The following is a 16560-nucleotide window of genomic DNA, read 5'->3' as shown; positions in this document are numbered from 1 at the left end:
CGGGAAATCGTCTGCAGTAGTGACCTTTTTTAACGGGATGTGAAATTGTGGGGAACTGGATAAAGTTCTTTCTTGTCTTCTTCCTTGCCCTGACGGCAGCGCTGTCGACATTCGTCTTCTACAAAGCCTACCAGCCTGTCTCCCAGTGGAAAAACCAGGCCGAGCAGAAAGTCCTCGCCGCAGGTCTCTTGGAGGAGACGGATCGTGCTGAGGTGTTCAACGGTACGGAAGCGTGGACGGTCGTATATGGAAAAGACGGTGCAGGCACGGAAAAAGCGGTATTCGTCAGCAGGGAAGCGGGCGCTGGTAAGGACATGAAAGAAATCGTACTGAAAAAAGGAGTCACCGCAAAGCAGGCCGTCGACACTGTGAAAAACGAAAAGGCGGTCCGGAAACTTCTGCATGTGAAACTCGGTATGGAAGACGATGAACCGATATGGGAAGTGGTCTTCAAAAATGATGCCGGCAAACTGAACTATGTGTATGTTTCATTCACCGACGGAAAATGGCAGAAGCGGATTTCAAATCTTTAAAGTGCTCGCAGCAGGCACTTGCAAAGGGAGCGATAGACTTGTCAAAGCAATTAGCGTCCAGAGTGGAGGCACTTTCACCTTCTGCTACACTCGCCATCACGGCAAAAGCGAAAGAAATGAAAGCCGCCGGCAAAGATGTGATCGGACTCGGTGCCGGGGAACCGGACTACAATACACCGGACAATATCCTGGAGGCGGCTTGGCAGTCCATGAAGGACGGCAAGACGAAATATACACCGTCCGGCGGTCTTCCTGAACTGAAAGATGCAGTGATCCGAAAATTGGAGAGAGATCAGCAGCTGACGTACAGCCGACAGGAGATCATGATCGGGATCGGGGCAAAGCATGTGCTCTATACGCTGTTCCAGACGATCCTGGATCCAGGTGATGAAGTGATCATTCCTGCGCCTTACTGGGTGAGCTATCCCGAACAGGTGAAGGTGGCAGGCGGCATTCCGGTCATCGTCGAAGCTGCCGCAAGTGCGGAGTACAAAGTGACCGCCCCGCAGATAGAAGCAGCGGTCACTCCGAAAACGAAGGCTGTCATCCTGAATTCACCTGGCAACCCGACAGGCATGGTCTACACACGTCAGGAACTGCAGGAGATTGCGGACGTGTGCAGGAAGCATGATCTGTGGATCGTTTCCGACGAAATCTATGAAAAACTGATTTACGGTCCGGCTGAGCATGTGTCGATCGCGCAGCTGAACGGCGATGCGAAAGGACGGACGTTCATCATCAACGGCGTCTCCAAGTCCCACTCGATGACAGGCTGGCGGATCGGATTCATCGCCGGCGACAGCGTTGTCGTCAAAGCGATGACGAATCTCGCGAGCCATTCGACCTCCAATCCTGTGACGACGTCCCAATATGCGGCAATCGAAGCATATAACGGTCCTCAGGATGCAGTCGAGACGATGCGGAAGGATTTCGAGTCGAGGCTGGAAAAGATCTACCCGCAGCTCGAGGCGATTCCGGGATTCCGGACGGTGAAACCGCAGGGGGCCTTCTATTTGCTTCCGGATGTGTCGGAAGCGTTAGAGCATACCGGGTACACGGATGTGGATTCATTCGCAGAGGCGCTGCTGGAAGAGGCGAATGTTGCCGTCATTCCGGGAAGCGGTTTCGGATCCGCAACGACGATCCGGCTATCCTATGCGACATCGATGGATCTTCTGGAAGAGGCAATAAAACGAATCCGTGCATTCGTAGAAGATAACTGGAAAGACTGATAAAAAATCGAGTAGGTGCGTCACCTATAGAATCTGGAGGCTTTTATGAAAACGATCATGATACACGAAATGCCCGATCACGAAGGCGAAACAGTACGGATAGGCGCTTGGCTCGCCAATAAACGTTCGAGCGGTAAGATTGCGTTCCTTCAGCTGCGCGATGGCTCGGGATTCGTCCAGGGCGTAGTCGTCAAAGAAGATGCGGGTGAAGAACTGTTTGCGAAAGCAAAAGGGCTGACGCAGGAATCTTCCCTGTATGTGACAGGCGAAGTGACAGCCGACACACGGTCAAGTTTTGGATATGAGCTGCAGGTGAAAGATCTTGAAATCATCCAGGCTGCTGAGGATTATCCAATCACACCGAAAGAGCATGGAACCGAATTCCTGATGGACCACCGCCACTTATGGCTCCGGTCCCGGAAGCAGCATGCTGTCATGAAGATCCGTGATGAAATCATCCGTGCAACCTATGAATTCTTCCACATGAACGGATTCGTCAAAATCGATCCGCCGATCCTGACAGGCTCATCGCCGGAAGGGACATCGGAGTTATTCCATACGAAATACTTCGACGAAGATGCATATCTCTCGCAATCCGGCCAGCTGTATATGGAAGCCGCATCGATGGCGCTCGGAAAAGTGTTCTCGTTCGGTCCGACATTCCGTGCCGAAAAGTCGAAAACCCGCCGCCATCTGATTGAATTCTGGATGATCGAACCGGAAATGGCATTCACTGAGCATGCACAAAGCCTTGAAGTGCAGGAGCAGTATGTCACACACGTCGTCCAGTCCGTCCTGCAGAACTGCAAGCTGGAACTTGAACGCCTGGGCCGGGACACATCGAAGCTGGAAAAGATCCAGGCTCCATTCCCGCGCATCACATACGACGAAGCAATTGAATTCCTCCATAAGAATGGTTTCGACGATATCGAATGGGGGGACGATTTCGGTTCACCTCATGAAACAGCGATTGCTGAGAGCTTTGACATGCCGGTGTTCATCGTCAACTATCCGATCGGCATCAAGCCGTTCTACATGCAGCCGCATCCGGAACGGGATGATGTCGTCCTCTGCGCAGACCTCATCGCTCCGGAAGGGTATGGGGAAATCATCGGGGGTTCTGAACGGATCCACGACTACGAATTGATGAAGAAACGGATTGAAGAGCACCAGCTCGATCCGGCAGCCTACGAATGGTATTTGGAACTCAGTAAATACGGTTCCGTCCCGCACTCAGGTTTCGGTCTCGGACTTGAGCGGACGGTCGCATGGATTTCCGGTGTCGAACACGTACGGGAAACAATTCCGTTCCCGCGTCTCTTGAACCGTCTGTATCCATGATTGGCAAAACAGGAAGGAGTTCGCGATATGCAGTACGATGACCGGCTCCGGATGTGGATTGAGCAGGGGAATGTAACCATTCCCCAGCTTTTTTTTAACTCCTATAAAAAATTGGGCATCCGGGATGCCGATGCAATGCTTATATTACAGATGGAAGCCTATCGTCTGCAGGCGGTGGAGTTTCCGACACCGTCTGACTTTGCCTCGCGGATGCACTTCAGCGAAAATGAAATCTCCGAAGTGCTCCAGCGTCTTATGCAGAAAGGCTACTTGAAGATCGATCAGGCCAGTGATTCAAATGGTGTATTGTACGAGCAGTTCTCTCTGCTGCCGCTTTGGGAAGCGGTGGCGAATCATGAAATGGAGCGCCGTACGGCTTCCTGTGATACAGGAGGCAAGGAAGAGGAAGGACAGATCTTTCATATTTTTGAACAGGAATTCGGACGCCTGCTGTCCCCGATGGAGTGTGAAACGATTTCAATGTGGATGGACCAGGACTACCACAGTCCGGAGATCATCAAAGCCGCATTGAAGGAAGCTGTCATTGCGCAGAAACTGAGTATGCGGTACATCGACAGGATCCTGTTCGAATGGAAGAAAAAGAATGTGACGACGCTTGCGGATGTGGAGCGGCAGACGAAAGCGTTCCGTTCACCGGTCCAGACCGGTCAGGCGGCGCATAAGCAAGAAACGAAAAAACGGGTCCCTCTCTATAATTGGCTGGAGGACCGGGATGGGTGAGTGCTGTGCTGACAAAGACTGAATGGCAATTCTGCCTTGAAGAGATCGACCGCATGTTTCCGGAAGCACACTGTGAACTGGTGCATGACAACGCATTCGAGCTGCTGATTGCGACACTCCTGTCCGCCCAGTGTACCGACGTGCTCGTCAATCGGGTGACCGCAGACCTGTTCAAAAAGTACAAAACACCGGGCGATTACCTGGAGGTGCCGATCGGGGAACTGGAACAGGACATCCGGTCGATCGGTCTGTACAGGAACAAAGCTAAGAACATTCAGGCGCTGTCGCTAATGCTGCTCAGCCAGTTCGGCGGAGAAGTGCCGGAGGACCGGGACACATTGACGACGCTGCCGGGGGTCGGCCGGAAGACGGCGAATGTTGTCGTCTCCAATGCATTCGGTGTGCCGGCGCTGGCGGTCGATACACATGTCGAACGTGTGGCCAAACGGCTCGGCATGAACCGGTGGAAAGATTCCCCGCTTGCAGTCGAAGAGAAACTGATGCGCTGGACACCGAGGGACCGGTGGACACAGACTCATCACCAGCTCATCTTTTTCGGGAGATACCACTGCAAAGCCCAGAAGCCGAATTGCCCGGAGTGCCCGCTTCTCGCAGTATGCCGGGAGGGTAAAAAAAGGATGAAAGCTTATGGAATCTAACAGGCGGATGGTCACTAAAGAACGTATCGCACCATATTTTGAGGAATGGCGGGCCAGTATGCCGGCCATCCAGCAGAAATACGAAGCGAAAGACGGTACCGTGAGAGAAGACATGGAGAACGCCATAACAAAGTATGAAGAACTGCTAGTAATCTGTTCTGCCGCAGGTGGAAGTGACAGGCGTACGCGGCTCGTTCCGCTGAACGGCGAGGAGCGGCTGGCATTCGTGAAAGATAAGATTATCAGTCCGTTCGCTCTGGTTCAGCTGGATGCCCTCTACACGGAACTGCAGAAAAAGACAGCGCGTTATACGGCAAAATAAGCAAAAGCGCCACCCGATCATGATAGATCGGGTGGCGCTTTTTTGATCAGTCTTCCGAAGACTCGCTGTCGGAAGGTGAGGCAGCAGGTTTTTTCGGTGTGCTCGCAGTGTTGGACTGGGACCCCGGCGAGTTGTTGCTGCTGACATCGCCGGAATTGCCGGAGGAGCTGCCCCCGCTGCCGCCGTCGTTTCCATTACCATTCTGGCCGCCCTGGTTTTTATCGTTTCCATTCGTACCTTGGCCGCCATTGTTATTGTTTCCCTGGCCGCCCTGATTGTTGTTGTTTCCGTTGTTGCCGTTATTGCCATTGTTCTCGTTGTTACCATTGTTTCCGTTGTTGCCTTGGTTGTTGTTTCCGTTGTTATTGCTGCCGTTGTTATTGTTCTGGTCGTTCTGTCCGTCAGAATTATCGCTGCCGTCATCCTGATCATCGTTATCCTGATCGCCGTCTCCATTGTCGTCGTCCTGCTGATCATCATCAGCATCCTGTTCAGGAGGGGTTTCCTCTTCACCTTGGATCATCAATGTCGTTGACGCAGGGGAACTTGTGACACTGCCGGCTTTTGCGGTCACTGAGAACGTATACGTATGACCGGGTTCCACGCCGCCGAATGTATAGGAATCGTCATTCGTTGACGTCAGACCCTGCGATCCGCCGCCGTCGATGGAAACGGAAACGTCGAACACGATGTCGCCATCGTAATCATCCGAATCCGGCTCATTGTGGTTCCAGCTGAGTTCGATTTCCTTATTATCCGAATCATAGTCCGCTGTCAGGTCGGTCGGTGCTTCCAGCTCGAACGATTCGTCTTCCTCAGGTTCCGGCGGCACGTACGTGCTCTCCGGCAGGGTGCCCCGGACGAACAGTTCGTCACTCTTCATATTATATGGTGTCGAGCCTGATGCGAGTTTCAGCGGATTCGAGCCAACAACGATGGCCGCTTCCTCGACACTGCTCGGCTGCTTGAATGTACCCGGGGACTGGGCGGAAGCCAGATCAGTCATCACCTGACGGAACAGTGACTTCGGCATATCCCGACCGCCCGGGAAGCCGACGATCGGATCGGTCCGTTTTTCGTGACCGCCCCATACGGCGATCGTATAGTCTGTCGTATAGCCCGCAAACCAGGCATCCGGTACACTTTCACGGCCGATGTTATTTTTCGCTTTGAAATCGGCATCGTAGTTCGTTGTGCCGGTCTTACCCGCAAGATCGACGCCGGGAATGTTCGCGGAACGCCCTGTACCGTTCGAAGCAGTGAGCACATCGCGCAGCATATCGGTGATCATATAGGCTGTTGAATCTTTCATGGCTGTGACCGGGTCCGGTGTCAGGTTGATCTCCGTCTTGCCGTCCCGGAGGATGATCTTCTTGACTGCGTGCGGTGCGTTATAGATGCCTTCGTTTCCGAATGCGGCATAGGCGCCTGCCATCTGCATCGTCGACACATCATTACCGCCGCCGCCGATTGCATCGGACTGGTTGAGTTTCTTCATCGGGAGGCCGAGTCCCTGTGCAAAGTCGGCAGCCTTCGCCGTGCCGACTTCACTGAACGCCTTGATGGCTGGAACGTTGCGTGACTCATAGAGTGCGTGCCGCATCGTGATGGCCCCCTTGTAGCGGCCGTCAACGTTATTTGCCTTGATGCCTTTTGTCTTTTCATCCACGATCGTCTGGCCGGTCGACCAGTTCAGATACTCGATCGCCGGACCGTAATCGAGGATCGGTTTGATGGATGAACCCGGCTGGCGTTTCTGGTCGGAAGCATAGTTGTGGTTGAACAGCTTGTAATTGCGGCCGCCGCCGACAGCTACGATTTCACCTGTTTTCGTGTCGACGACTGTCATCCCTGCCTGGATCGTGTCCGATTCGAAATTGGACGGGTCTGCCAGCGCCTGTTCGACAGACTGCTGTGCGTCCGGGTTCATGGCAGTGACGATGGTGACACCTTCCGCTTCAATGTCCTTATAGCCTTTCTGCTGCAGTTCGGCCATGACGATATCGATATAAGCCTGGTACTTCGTAACAGTTGCGAGCTGGCGCTGGTCTTCCGGCAGCACGGTCTGTGCTACGTGCACGGTCTTTGCTTCCTCCATCTGGTTTTTCGTGATCTTGCCGTGCTGGTTCATGAGCTTGAGAACGATATCACGGCGTTTTTCGGCGCGTTCCGGATGCTTGAACGGATTATAAGCGTTCGGCGACTGCGGCATGCCGGCCAGCTGTGCCATCTCGGGCAATGTCAGTTCGTTGACATCCTTGCCATAGAAATACTTGGCCGCTGTCCCGATGCCGTATTTGTTGCCAGACATGAGAACTTTGTTGAAATACATTTCAAAAATCTCTTCTTTTGAATATTGCCGTTCGAGCTGGAAGGCGAGCCATGCTTCCTGCGCTTTCCGTTTCAATGTTTTTTCATTCTTCAGGAATGAGTTCTTGATGACTTGCTGTGTCAGAGTGGAAGCCCCCTGCGACCCGAAGCCGCTTCTGAAGTTGGCTAGTACTGCACCGCCAAGTCGCCAGAAGTCGATGCCGTGGTGCTTGAAGAAGCGGACATCTTCCGTTGCCAGAATGGCATCCCTCAATTCATCGGGGATCTGGTCGTATGGCACATAATCCCGTTTTTCGGCACCTGTCTCGTAGAGCACCGTCTTTTCGTCAGCCAATGTGATTTTAGAGGACAGCGGGTCCTTCAGCAGGCTTTCATCGAGTTTGGGCGCTGTGCTGGCATAGAAGGCGAACAGTCCGGCACCCGCCACGAGAAACAGAAGTCCGGCGATGACGATTGTTTTAATGATCGTTTTTATGATGCCTTTTTTCTTTTTCGGAGCTTTCTTGCGTGATGTTTTCTGATCTGCTTCCGCTTGCTTTCTGCGGGCAGTCCGTGATTTCGGAGTATTGTCCATTAGGATTCCTGCCTTTCGGTTCGTTCACTTTCCGTCAATGCGTTCAATGCCTGCAAATAATCGAGTCGCGGCTGGTAGCCCGGTGTCAGTTCGATGGACAGGTCTTCGATTTCCGAAAGCGTCATCGATTTCCGGCCGCCGTTCTGCATCCGCTCCCATTTGTCACGGAATGGGGCGAATGGCAGTACGAAATAGCGGTCCAGCTGTGCGAAGCGGATGATCAGGAATGTGATGCCGCCCTGATCGTGCACCTGCTGCATATGGTCCACCTGATGGTCGTGTATATTCTTCAATGGGAATGATGTCCTGTTTTTCGTCTCCTTCGCTTCGAAATCGACATACTTTCCGTTCCAGATGCCGTTATAATCCGTCGTGGAAGCGGTCTTGAAGTATGCTTCCGTGATGACGGCAGCACTTCTGGCCGGATACCGGACGTTGACGATCTGGATGGGCACCGGTTTTTTGTGGATGACGGCAATCCGTCTGCTGTTGTAGAACTCATTACTGTCGTTCAGTTCGTCTTCCAGCGTCTTTCCGCGGTTGCTGAAAGACAGCTGAGCTTTCTTAGCATGCGGCTCCGCTGCTGCAGGTGTATATTTTTTTCCGTTAGGATAGCGTATTGCCAATAACCTCACCTCACATCATCAGTCTATCATACCACATTATTGTGACGTCAAAACGTCAGGCGGGTTGCATTTCCAAGTCAGCCGGAAGCAGCTGCAGCGGAATGCACGTTCGCTCCTTGTAGAACAATGCCGTCAAATTTGGTAAACTGGCATAATAGAAGGAACTAAAGAGGTGAAGGGTAAATGGATTTGCTGCTGCTGACAGAACAGCTGCTTCAAGTGTGCGATGAGTGCCTGAAGCGCCATGAGATGATGAGGAAAGAAGACCGGGAACCGGATTTCTATAATGAAGTGAAGCCGTACGCGGATCACTGGCATAGGAAGATAGACGAATGGAGCAGTCAGACGGAGGAGTGGATCCGGAAAACGCGCCCGAAGCATGTCAGGCCTCTGCAGGTTTCGACATTGAACGACCTGATGAAACAATTCACGGTCCAGTCGTTCTATCAGAAGACCGGCAAAAAGAGATTTGCAGAATCGATCCAGTCGGCTGCCTATACATTGAATACAGTTCGTATTGCCCTGAACAGGCAGAAGGAGGAGGTCGGCCATGAAAGCGAATAGGGACCTGCAGCAAGTCATCGAAGAGCTGAAAAATGACCCGGAGTTTGCACCGAACGTCAAGCACTACCGGGTCATCGAAGGCAAGGATGCTGTCTATGCCCCGTTTCCGGATTCACTCCATCCTTCGCTGACTTCCGCTTTAGCCCAGAAAGGGATCAGCCGGCTGTACAGCCATCAGCGGCAGGCCTATGATACAGCGGAACAGGGGCGTCCGTTCACGGCAGTGACGCCGACTGCCTCGGGCAAATCCCTCTGTTATCATCTTCCCGTCCTGCAGAGCATACTGGAAGATGACTCCTCCCGTGCACTCTACTTGTTTCCGACAAAGGCGCTGGCCCAGGACCAGCTCGCCGATCTGCACGAACTGATCGAAGCGAGCGGAGAGACTGTGCTCAGTTATACGTATGACGGGGATACGGCTCCCGGTTTGCGGACGAAAGTGAGGAAATCGGGCCATATCGTCCTGACGAATCCCGATATGCTCCATTCAGGAATTTTACCGCATCATACAAAATGGGTGTCACTGTTTGAAAATCTGAAGTATATCGTCATCGATGAACTGCATACGTATAAAGGGGTGTTCGGCACGCATGTCGCTCACGTCCTGAGACGGCTGCAGCGGATCTGCGCCTACTATGGAAGTGATCCGGTGTTCATCTGCACGTCTGCTACCATCGCAAATCCGAAACAGCTTGCAGAGAACCTGACGAACCGGCAGATGGAATTGATTGCTGAAAATGGGGCTCCCTCAGGGAAAAAGCATTTCCTCTTCTATAATCCTCCCGTCGTCCACGAAACGTTCGGTATCCGGCGGAGTGCTGTGCTGGAAGTCCGTGATATTGCATCGCGTCTCTATCGCGAGAGCGTCCAGACGATTGTGTTCGCAAAGAGCCGTGTCCGGGTGGAGATGCTGGTGACGTATATGAAGGAACTGACAAAGAAGAAACTGATGGATGACACGATCATGGGGTACAGAGGCGGCTATCTCCCTTCCGAGCGGCGAAGGATCGAAAGGGGACTGCGCGAAGGAACCATCAAGACGGTCGTCAGCACGAACGCACTGGAACTCGGCATCGACATCGGTCAGCTGCAGGCGTGCGTGATGACAGGTTACCCGGGAAATATCGCGAGCGCCCTGCAGCAGGCGGGACGCGCTGGCAGGCGGCAGGATGACGCACTGATCATCTATGTCGCCCAGTCGATGCCGCTGGATCAATACATCATCGAAAATCCCGGTTATCTGCTCGGCGGATCACCCGAAGAGGCCCATATCCATCCCGATAATATACTGATCTTGATGGACCACCTCCGCTGTGCATCGTTCGAACTCCCGTTTTCCACGGCGGACCGCTATGCGGAATTCGATGTCCAGCAGCTGCTTGAATTTCTGGCATTGGAAGGGGTGCTCATCCTGGCGGGAGACCGCTGGCACTGGATGACCGACCGTTTCCCGGCAAGTGAAGTGAGCCTGCGGTCGGCGTCGCAGGAAAATGTTGTCATCATCGATAAGTCGCGGCCGAAAGAGACGACGGTCATCGGCGAGATGGATCGCTACAGCGCGATGACCCTGCTTCATGAAGAGGCGATCTACATCCACCAGGGGACCCAATACCAGGTGGAGATGCTCGACTGGGAAGAGAAGAAGGCGTATGTCACGGAAGTGGATGTCGATTATTTCACGGATGCCAACCTGGCTGTCGAACTGAAGGTCATCAGTGAAGATAAGAAGGAAGAACACACTTCGGGGGCGGTCGCGTTCGGTGACCTCGCTGTCCTGGCCATTCCGACAATATTCAAGAAGATCCGGTTCGATTCCCATGATAATATCGGGTCGGGACCGATCCATCTGCCTGCCGAGGAACTTCACACGACATCGACGTGGCTCTCATTCGACGTACCGGACGGCTGGACGGAGGCTGCACTGACCGACGCGATGACCGGCGCGGCTCACGCGATGCAGTCGTTCATCCCGCTGTTCGTCCAGTGTGATCGGACCGATATTCACGTCGTCCCTCAGGTGAAAGCCGTCCATACCGGCAGACCGACGTTTTTCATCTACGACAGCTACCCGGGCGGCATCGGCCTCAGTGAAAAGATGTACGGCATGTGGGATGATCTGCTGCAGCAGGCTGCCCAGCACGTGAATTCCTGTGGCTGTGTGTCGGGCTGTCCGGTATGCACAGGTCCGCCGGAGTCTGAACTCAATGTGAAAACAGGTGCGGAGGCCCTGCTGAAAAGCCTGGCGGACGGTGAACTGCATGTCGTATGAGAAGAATCTGATGAAGATGAAGGGCATGCTGAAGAAAACGGAACCGTCCGCAGACATACCGGCGGCCGCTGAAGCGAAAAAGATAACACAGGCACCGACGCCGGAGTACGAAGAACAATGGCTGGCAGCCGGGCTCGCCAAAGAGACCAATCCGTATGGGACTGTCTACACAAAGACAGTCGATTATCCGGAAGAGTATATGCACGGGGACTGCCAGCTCTCTGAACTGCCGGCAGTGCTGCAGAAGTGGGAGCAATCCGGCGAGTGCCATCCGCTTGCGCCGGATCCAGGCAGGCGGCTGCTGTTTTTCGATACCGAGACGACCGGCCTGAAGGGGACCGGCACGCTGATCTTTTTGATCGGTCTTATCGAACAGAGGAAGACCGGGTTCCGTCTCACGCAGTATGTACTGCCGGGTCCGGCGCACGAAGCGGCTTTCCTGTATGCGACAGGCCTGTGGCAGCAGCCGGTGACGCTTGTCATGTATAACGGGAAAAGTTTCGACATGCCCCAGCTCGAAACCCGCTGGACGATGAACCGGGATGTCCTGCCGCCTCTGCCGAAGCATGCAGCCATCGATCTGCTGCATGGCTCCCGGCGCATCTGGAAAGGCGAGATGGAGTCCTTCAGGCTGCCGGCCGTGGAAGAAGAGCAGCTCGGCTTCTTCCGGAAGGATGACATGCCGGGACACATGGCCCCGATCATCTATCAGGATGCCGTGAAGAACGGACGTGCAGGAATGCTCATGGAAATCCTGCGACATAACGAAGACGACATCCTGTCGCTCGTTGCACTGTATGTCCGGTCGACCGATCTGCTGCTGACCGAGCAGCTGACCGGCACGGTTATCAGCCAGACGAATATCGGCAAATGGTATAAAGATCTGAAGTCACACAACCGGGCGACCGCCGTGCTTGAACAGGTGATCGAAGAATACGGGACCCAGCATCCGACAACCCACTTCCATTTCGGCTTCCTGCTGAAGAAAGAACGGCGATATGAGGAAGCACTGCAGTCATTCGGCGTGTGCATGACGAAATCTTCCGGCCGGGAGCGCATCCTTGCACTTGAAGAGATGGCGAAACTGTACGAGCACCAGCAGAAAGACTGCACGAAAGCATTGCAGATCACAGGCATCGCACTCAGTCTGCTTGCAAAAGACAGGTCTCTGACGGAAACATTTGCAAAACGCGGGAAATCGGAGTTCGAAAAGAGGGAAATGAGACTGAAGAAGAAATTATTTCCCGGGCAAGCGCACAAACCGACAAAATAACCCGACCCGGTCCGGCGCAATGAGACAGACTTGGACAGGATATGCTATACTTAGGGCAGTTACCACTGACGGAAGGACGTTGTTGAATGGATATTAAACTGGATTCAAAAACGATTCTGGAAAAAGAGTTCAAAACTGCGATGCGCGGCTATAATCAGGAAGAAGTCGACCTGTTCCTGGATGACGTGATCCAGGATTACGAAGCGTTCAAAAAGAGGATCGCTGAGCTGGAACGTGAAAATGACGAACTGCGGAACGAAGTCTCGACTGCACAGAGACGGCCGGCATCCAGCGCTCCGGGGACGACGAACTTCGATTTGCTGAAGAGGATCTCCAATCTGGAGAAGGCAGTATTCGGCAGTAAACTCTCCGGAACGGAATGATCTTGTCCGCTTCCCCTTGCGATCAGGTCAGTTATACTGTATACTTGTTTAGCCATGAAGGAAATTCAGGTAATTGCTGCAGTGCTTGACACTGGAGAGGAAAGTCCATGCTCACACGGTACTGAGATGTCCGTAGTGTTCGTGCCCGGCCAAAAAATAAGCCGGGGCGCCGGCGATGCCGGCTGACGGCGGAAATAATTCCTACGTCCTTCGGGATATGGAAGACGTTTCCTGAAAAGTGCCACAGTGACGGAGCTGTACGGGAAACGGTACAGGTGGAACGAGGTAAACCCCGCGAGTGAGAAACCCAAATTATGGTAGGGGCGCTCTTCCGAAGGAAATGAACGGAGGAAGGGACAGACAGATGTCTGTAGATAGATGATTACCGCTCTTCGTACGAGGCGCAGGCCGTTCGAGTACAGGAGAACAAAACATGGCTTACGAATTTCCTGACGGCACTTACAACATATTCGACACATGCTCTCCACATTATCTGGAGAGCATTTCTTTGTTAAAAACCTGGTGAGGGACCCATGATATACATAACAGAAACCCGATGGAGAGGACGTGGGGCACGATGACACAATATAAACTAGCAGCAACAGCTGCAATGGGCCTGGAAGGGATCGTCGCGGACGAAGTGAAAGCACTCGGATACGAAACGACGACAGAAAACGGCAAAGTATTCTTCACTGGCGGGCCAGAGGCAATCGCTAAAACGAATATGTGGCTCCGTACCGCCGACCGTGTACGGGTTATCGCCGGCGAGTTCAGGGCGACAACGTTCGATGAACTGTTCGAAAAGACGAAAGCATTGCCGTGGGAGCAGTTCCTCCCTGTGGACGCCGCCTTCCCGGTAGCCGGCAAATCCGTCAAGTCGATTCTGTTCAGCGTGCCGGACTGCCAGGCCATCGTGAAAAAAGCGATCGCAGAGCGAATGAAAACAGCCTATAGAAGAGTTGGATTCCTGGATGAAACCGGTCCGCTGTTCAAACTGGAAGTCTCCATATTGAAAGACAAAGTCACGCTGACCATCGATTCGAGCGGTGCCGGTCTGCATAAGAGGGGCTACCGCGTCGGACAGGGGGATGCTCCGCTGAAAGAGACGCTTGCAGCTGCACTGGTCAAATTGACGAAGTGGAACCCGGACCGGCCGTTCGTCGATCCGTTCTGCGGGTCCGGCACCATTCCGATAGAGGCGGCCATGATCGGACAGAACCTGGCCCCCGGCTACAACCGTGAATTCGCGAGCGAACAGTGGCCGTGGATGGACGCAGCGGTTTGGGACCGGATCCGTGAAGAGGTCGAAGACACGGCACAGTATGACCGGAAGCTGTTGATCACCGGATCGGATCATGATCCGTCGATGATCCGCATTGCTGAAAAGAATGCCGCGGAGGCGGGCTTCCTCGGGATCATCGATTGGCAGCAGCGGGACGTGAGGGATCTGAAGCTTGAAGGTGTCAATGGTGTGCTGGTCGGAAATCCCCCTTACGGCGAACGGCTGGGGGAACGTGAGGAAGCGGAAGAGATTACTACCATCCTCGGAGGGATCATGGCGGACTACCCGTCGTGGAGCACGTACATGCTGTCCTCCCTGGATAACTTCGAAACGATGTACGGCAGGAAAGCGACAAAGAAACGGAAACTGTTCAACGGTTTCATCCGCACCGACTTCTACCAATACTGGGGCAGGCGGGTCTGATAAGGGAGCATCGAAGAGAGGGCGATCCTCTCTTTTCTCTTGGAGCGGAACGGCCAACCATAGATTGCAATGTAAAGAAAGGGGTTCACTATGGCAGGAAAGATACCATTTGCGCTGACCCGCGAAAAGACTTTTTTCGAATCACTCAATGAGTGGATCGGTGATACATTATATGACGACCTGACGGAAAAAGGATTCGATCTGAGGGACGAACAGATCTACATGGCGTTCCAGATCGAACAGGCACTCCGTGAAAAAGAGATCCTGTTCGCCGAAGCTGGCGTCGGCACAGGCAAGACAATCGCCTATCTGCTTCCGGCAATCGCTTATGCGCGTTATACCGGCAGGCCGGCACTGATCTCCTGTGCCGATGAGACGCTCATCGACCAGCTCGTGAAGCAGGAGGGGGATATCCATAAGCTCGGCAAAGCGCTGGACCTGACCATCGATGTCCGTCTGGCAAAGTCGAGGGATCAGTACCTCTGCCTGAAACGTCTGGAGGAGATGAACCGCACCGGCGAACCCTATGCGGAAGACGTGGAAGTGCAGCTGCCCGACTTCGTCTATGGCAACGCGTCCTTGACCGAAGTATTTCCATACGGTGAGCGGTCTTCCTACCCGGAGCTCAGCGACAGCCAATGGGAGACGATCAATTACCATCCTATCCAGCAATGCGGCGGCTGTGAGCTGAGGAACCGCTGCGGCCAGACGATCCATCGCAGTGAGTACAGGAATGCGGCAGATCTGATCATTTGCTCCCATGACTTCTTCATGGAGCATATCTGGACGAAGGAATCGAGGAAGCGGCAGGGGCAGCTGCCGTTACTTCCTGATATTTCCATGACTGTTTTCGACGAAGGCCACCTGCTGGAATATGCAGCACAGCGGGCCCTCACCTATGAAGTGCAGGACAGCACGCTGCTCGGCCTTCTGGAACGTGTGATGGCCGACGGTGTCCGGGAAGAGACCCTGCAGCTCATGGAGCAGCTGATGGAGTGCCATGAGCTCTTCTTCGACTATCTTTCCGAATCCGCCGAAGACGATGGAGCGGAACGGCTGGCAGTCCGGAAGAGTGATGTTCTCCAGAAAACAGCGAAAGAGGCAGTGAGACTGTCGAATGCTCTCCTGGAAGAATTCGTTTTTGACAGTGAACTGTATGTGATCCCCGAATATGACCTCCGGATGGTGGAAGAGTATCTGGAACAATATATTTACTCGCTTGAGCTGTTTGCGGACCATTCGGAAGCTGTTGTCTGGGCAGAGGACCGGGAAGGTGAATTGACGCTTGTCATCATGCCCCGCCTTGTGACGGACGTCCTGCAGGAACGGCTGTTTTCCGAGAAGATGCCAATCGTCTTCTCATCAGCAACGTTATCCGTCAACAAAGATTTCACCTACCTGGCAGACAGCCTGGGCATCCATGAGTATACATCGTTCTCCATCGACTCGCCGTATGATTATGAGGAAGTGATGGAATTGTCGGTGGAATCCGTAGCGGCGGAACGGAAACCGCAGAAACTTGCGGATCTCCTGTCGGACGGACAGCAGACATTGGTGCTGTTCAAATCGAAACAATCGATGGAACAGTTCCGTTCGGCGGTCTCACCGGAGCTGCTGCGCAATACCGTGTTCGAAGGGGACCGCGAGCTGTCATCGATGGTAAAGGAATTCCAATCGAAACAGTGGACCGCTTTCTGTTCCTATCACCTCTGGGAAGGGCTCGATATTCCGCATGATGCGCTGACACGTGTCATCATATACGATCTGCCGCTGCCTCCGTCGGATCCCCTGTTCGACGCAAAACGGCAGCATGCGGATTCCCCATTCCGGGAGGTCGATCTGCCGTACATGATCCTCCGCCTGCGCCAGGGTGCCGGGCGCCTGATCCGGACGGCGACCGACTCGGGATCTGTGCGCATATTGCTGACTCCTGAAGAACTGCCGCTGCTTTCCGAATTCGAAACGGTATTCCCGGTCACGCCTGAACTGCTGATCTGAAAAAAAGCT

The 16560-nt window shown here is 53.7% G+C and carries 14 protein-coding genes and 1 other RNA gene; 13 read left to right on the top strand and 2 right to left on the bottom strand.

What is annotated here, in order from left to right:
• Window positions 1-47 precede the first annotated feature (47 nt).
• From BN1190_RS09680 to BN1190_RS09655, 6 genes are read left to right on the top strand one after another with little or no spacing between them, the layout of a single operon-like run.
• A complete protein-coding gene (locus tag BN1190_RS09680) occupies window positions 48-533 on the top strand; it encodes a DUF5590 domain-containing protein (RefSeq protein ID WP_040286707.1) in 486 nt (161 codons plus the stop codon).
• Between the two features lie 38 nt (window positions 534-571).
• Window positions 572-1765: a pyridoxal phosphate-dependent aminotransferase gene (locus BN1190_RS09675; RefSeq protein ID WP_040286706.1), complete on the top strand. Its 1194-nt coding sequence runs from the start codon at window positions 572-574 to the stop codon at window positions 1763-1765.
• A 45-nt stretch (window positions 1766-1810) separates the two neighbouring features.
• A complete protein-coding gene (gene asnS / locus BN1190_RS09670; RefSeq protein ID WP_040286705.1) occupies window positions 1811-3106 on the top strand; it encodes an asparagine--tRNA ligase in 1296 nt (431 codons plus the stop codon).
• A gap of 27 nt (window positions 3107-3133) precedes the next feature.
• Entirely contained in the window at window positions 3134-3847 is a 714-nt protein-coding gene (locus tag BN1190_RS09665; RefSeq protein WP_040286704.1) for a DnaD domain-containing protein, read from the top strand.
• 5 nt (window positions 3848-3852) lie between these two features.
• On the top strand, window positions 3853-4506 hold the full coding sequence (gene nth / locus BN1190_RS09660; RefSeq protein WP_040287260.1) for an endonuclease III: 654 nt from the start codon (window positions 3853-3855) through the stop codon (window positions 4504-4506).
• On the top strand, window positions 4496-4828 hold the full coding sequence (locus tag BN1190_RS09655; protein ID WP_040286703.1) for a YpoC family protein: 333 nt from the start codon (window positions 4496-4498) through the stop codon (window positions 4826-4828). Before nth ends, BN1190_RS09655 begins: the two co-directional genes overlap by 11 nt.
• A gap of 46 nt (window positions 4829-4874) precedes the next feature.
• Here BN1190_RS09655 and BN1190_RS09650 read toward each other — a convergent pair whose 3' ends face one another.
• A complete protein-coding gene (locus BN1190_RS09650) occupies window positions 4875-7733 on the bottom strand; it encodes a PBP1A family penicillin-binding protein (protein WP_082023340.1) in 2859 nt (952 codons plus the stop codon).
• A complete protein-coding gene (gene recU, locus BN1190_RS09645) occupies window positions 7733-8359 on the bottom strand; it encodes a Holliday junction resolvase RecU (protein ID WP_040286702.1) in 627 nt (208 codons plus the stop codon). Before recU ends, BN1190_RS09650 begins: the two co-directional genes overlap by 1 nt.
• A gap of 183 nt (window positions 8360-8542) precedes the next feature.
• Between recU and BN1190_RS09640 the strand changes: the two genes are divergently transcribed.
• The 7 genes from BN1190_RS09640 (at window position 8543) to BN1190_RS09610 (ending at window position 16551) form a co-directional block, all read left to right on the top strand.
• Window positions 8543-8923, top strand: a complete 381-nt coding sequence (locus BN1190_RS09640; RefSeq protein WP_040286701.1) for a YppE family protein — start codon at window positions 8543-8545, stop codon at window positions 8921-8923.
• The gene (locus BN1190_RS09635) at window positions 8910-11192 is read left to right on the top strand and encodes a DEAD/DEAH box helicase (RefSeq protein ID WP_040286700.1); all 2283 of its coding nucleotides are present in this window, start codon (window positions 8910-8912) and stop codon (window positions 11190-11192) included. Before BN1190_RS09640 ends, BN1190_RS09635 begins: the two co-directional genes overlap by 14 nt.
• Entirely contained in the window at window positions 11182-12465 is a 1284-nt protein-coding gene (locus tag BN1190_RS09630) for a ribonuclease H-like domain-containing protein (protein WP_040286699.1), read from the top strand. The genes BN1190_RS09635 and BN1190_RS09630 overlap by 11 nt, the downstream gene beginning before the upstream one ends.
• 86 nt (window positions 12466-12551) lie before the next feature.
• Entirely contained in the window at window positions 12552-12848 is a 297-nt protein-coding gene (gpsB, locus tag BN1190_RS09625; protein ID WP_040286698.1) for a cell division regulator GpsB, read from the top strand.
• A gap of 61 nt (window positions 12849-12909) precedes the next feature.
• Window positions 12910-13293, top strand: an RNA gene (gene rnpB / locus BN1190_RS09620) — RNase P RNA component class B.
• A 132-nt stretch (window positions 13294-13425) separates the two neighbouring features.
• A complete protein-coding gene (locus tag BN1190_RS09615; RefSeq protein WP_040286697.1) occupies window positions 13426-14553 on the top strand; it encodes a THUMP domain-containing class I SAM-dependent RNA methyltransferase in 1128 nt (375 codons plus the stop codon).
• A 90-nt stretch (window positions 14554-14643) separates the two neighbouring features.
• Window positions 14644-16551, top strand: coding sequence for an ATP-dependent DNA helicase (locus BN1190_RS09610; protein WP_040286696.1), 1908 nt, complete (start codon window positions 14644-14646; stop codon window positions 16549-16551).
• The last annotated feature ends 9 nt before the right edge of the window (window positions 16552-16560 follow it).

Origin of the sequence: Sporosarcina koreensis (assembly GCF_000826145.2) — a bacterium.
In the GTDB taxonomy this organism is placed as follows: Bacteria; Bacillota; Bacilli; order Bacillales_A; family Planococcaceae; genus Sporosarcina; species Sporosarcina trichiuri.
This window is presented reverse-complemented; position numbering and strand designations above follow the sequence as displayed.

Bases quoted from the DNA above. Each gene is read 5' to 3' on its own strand.
- asnS (WP_040286705.1), top strand. From the start codon at position 1,811: ATGAAAACGATCATGATACACGAAATGCCCGATCACGAAGGCGAAACA.
- BN1190_RS09665 (WP_040286704.1), top strand. From the start codon at position 3,134: ATGCAGTACGATGACCGGCTCCGGATGTGGATTGAGCAGGGGAATGTA.
- BN1190_RS09655 (WP_040286703.1), top strand. From the start codon at position 4,496: ATGGAATCTAACAGGCGGATGGTCACTAAAGAACGTATCGCACCATAT.
- BN1190_RS09650 (WP_082023340.1), bottom strand. From the start codon at position 7,733: ATGGACAATACTCCGAAATCACGGACTGCCCGCAGAAAGCAAGCGGAA.
- BN1190_RS09640 (WP_040286701.1), top strand. From the start codon at position 8,543: ATGGATTTGCTGCTGCTGACAGAACAGCTGCTTCAAGTGTGCGATGAG.
- BN1190_RS09635 (WP_040286700.1), top strand. From the start codon at position 8,910: ATGAAAGCGAATAGGGACCTGCAGCAAGTCATCGAAGAGCTGAAAAAT.
- BN1190_RS09630 (WP_040286699.1), top strand. From the start codon at position 11,182: ATGTCGTATGAGAAGAATCTGATGAAGATGAAGGGCATGCTGAAGAAA.
- gpsB (WP_040286698.1), top strand. From the start codon at position 12,552: ATGGATATTAAACTGGATTCAAAAACGATTCTGGAAAAAGAGTTCAAA.
- BN1190_RS09615 (WP_040286697.1), top strand. From the start codon at position 13,426: ATGACACAATATAAACTAGCAGCAACAGCTGCAATGGGCCTGGAAGGG.
- BN1190_RS09610 (WP_040286696.1), top strand. From the start codon at position 14,644: ATGGCAGGAAAGATACCATTTGCGCTGACCCGCGAAAAGACTTTTTTC.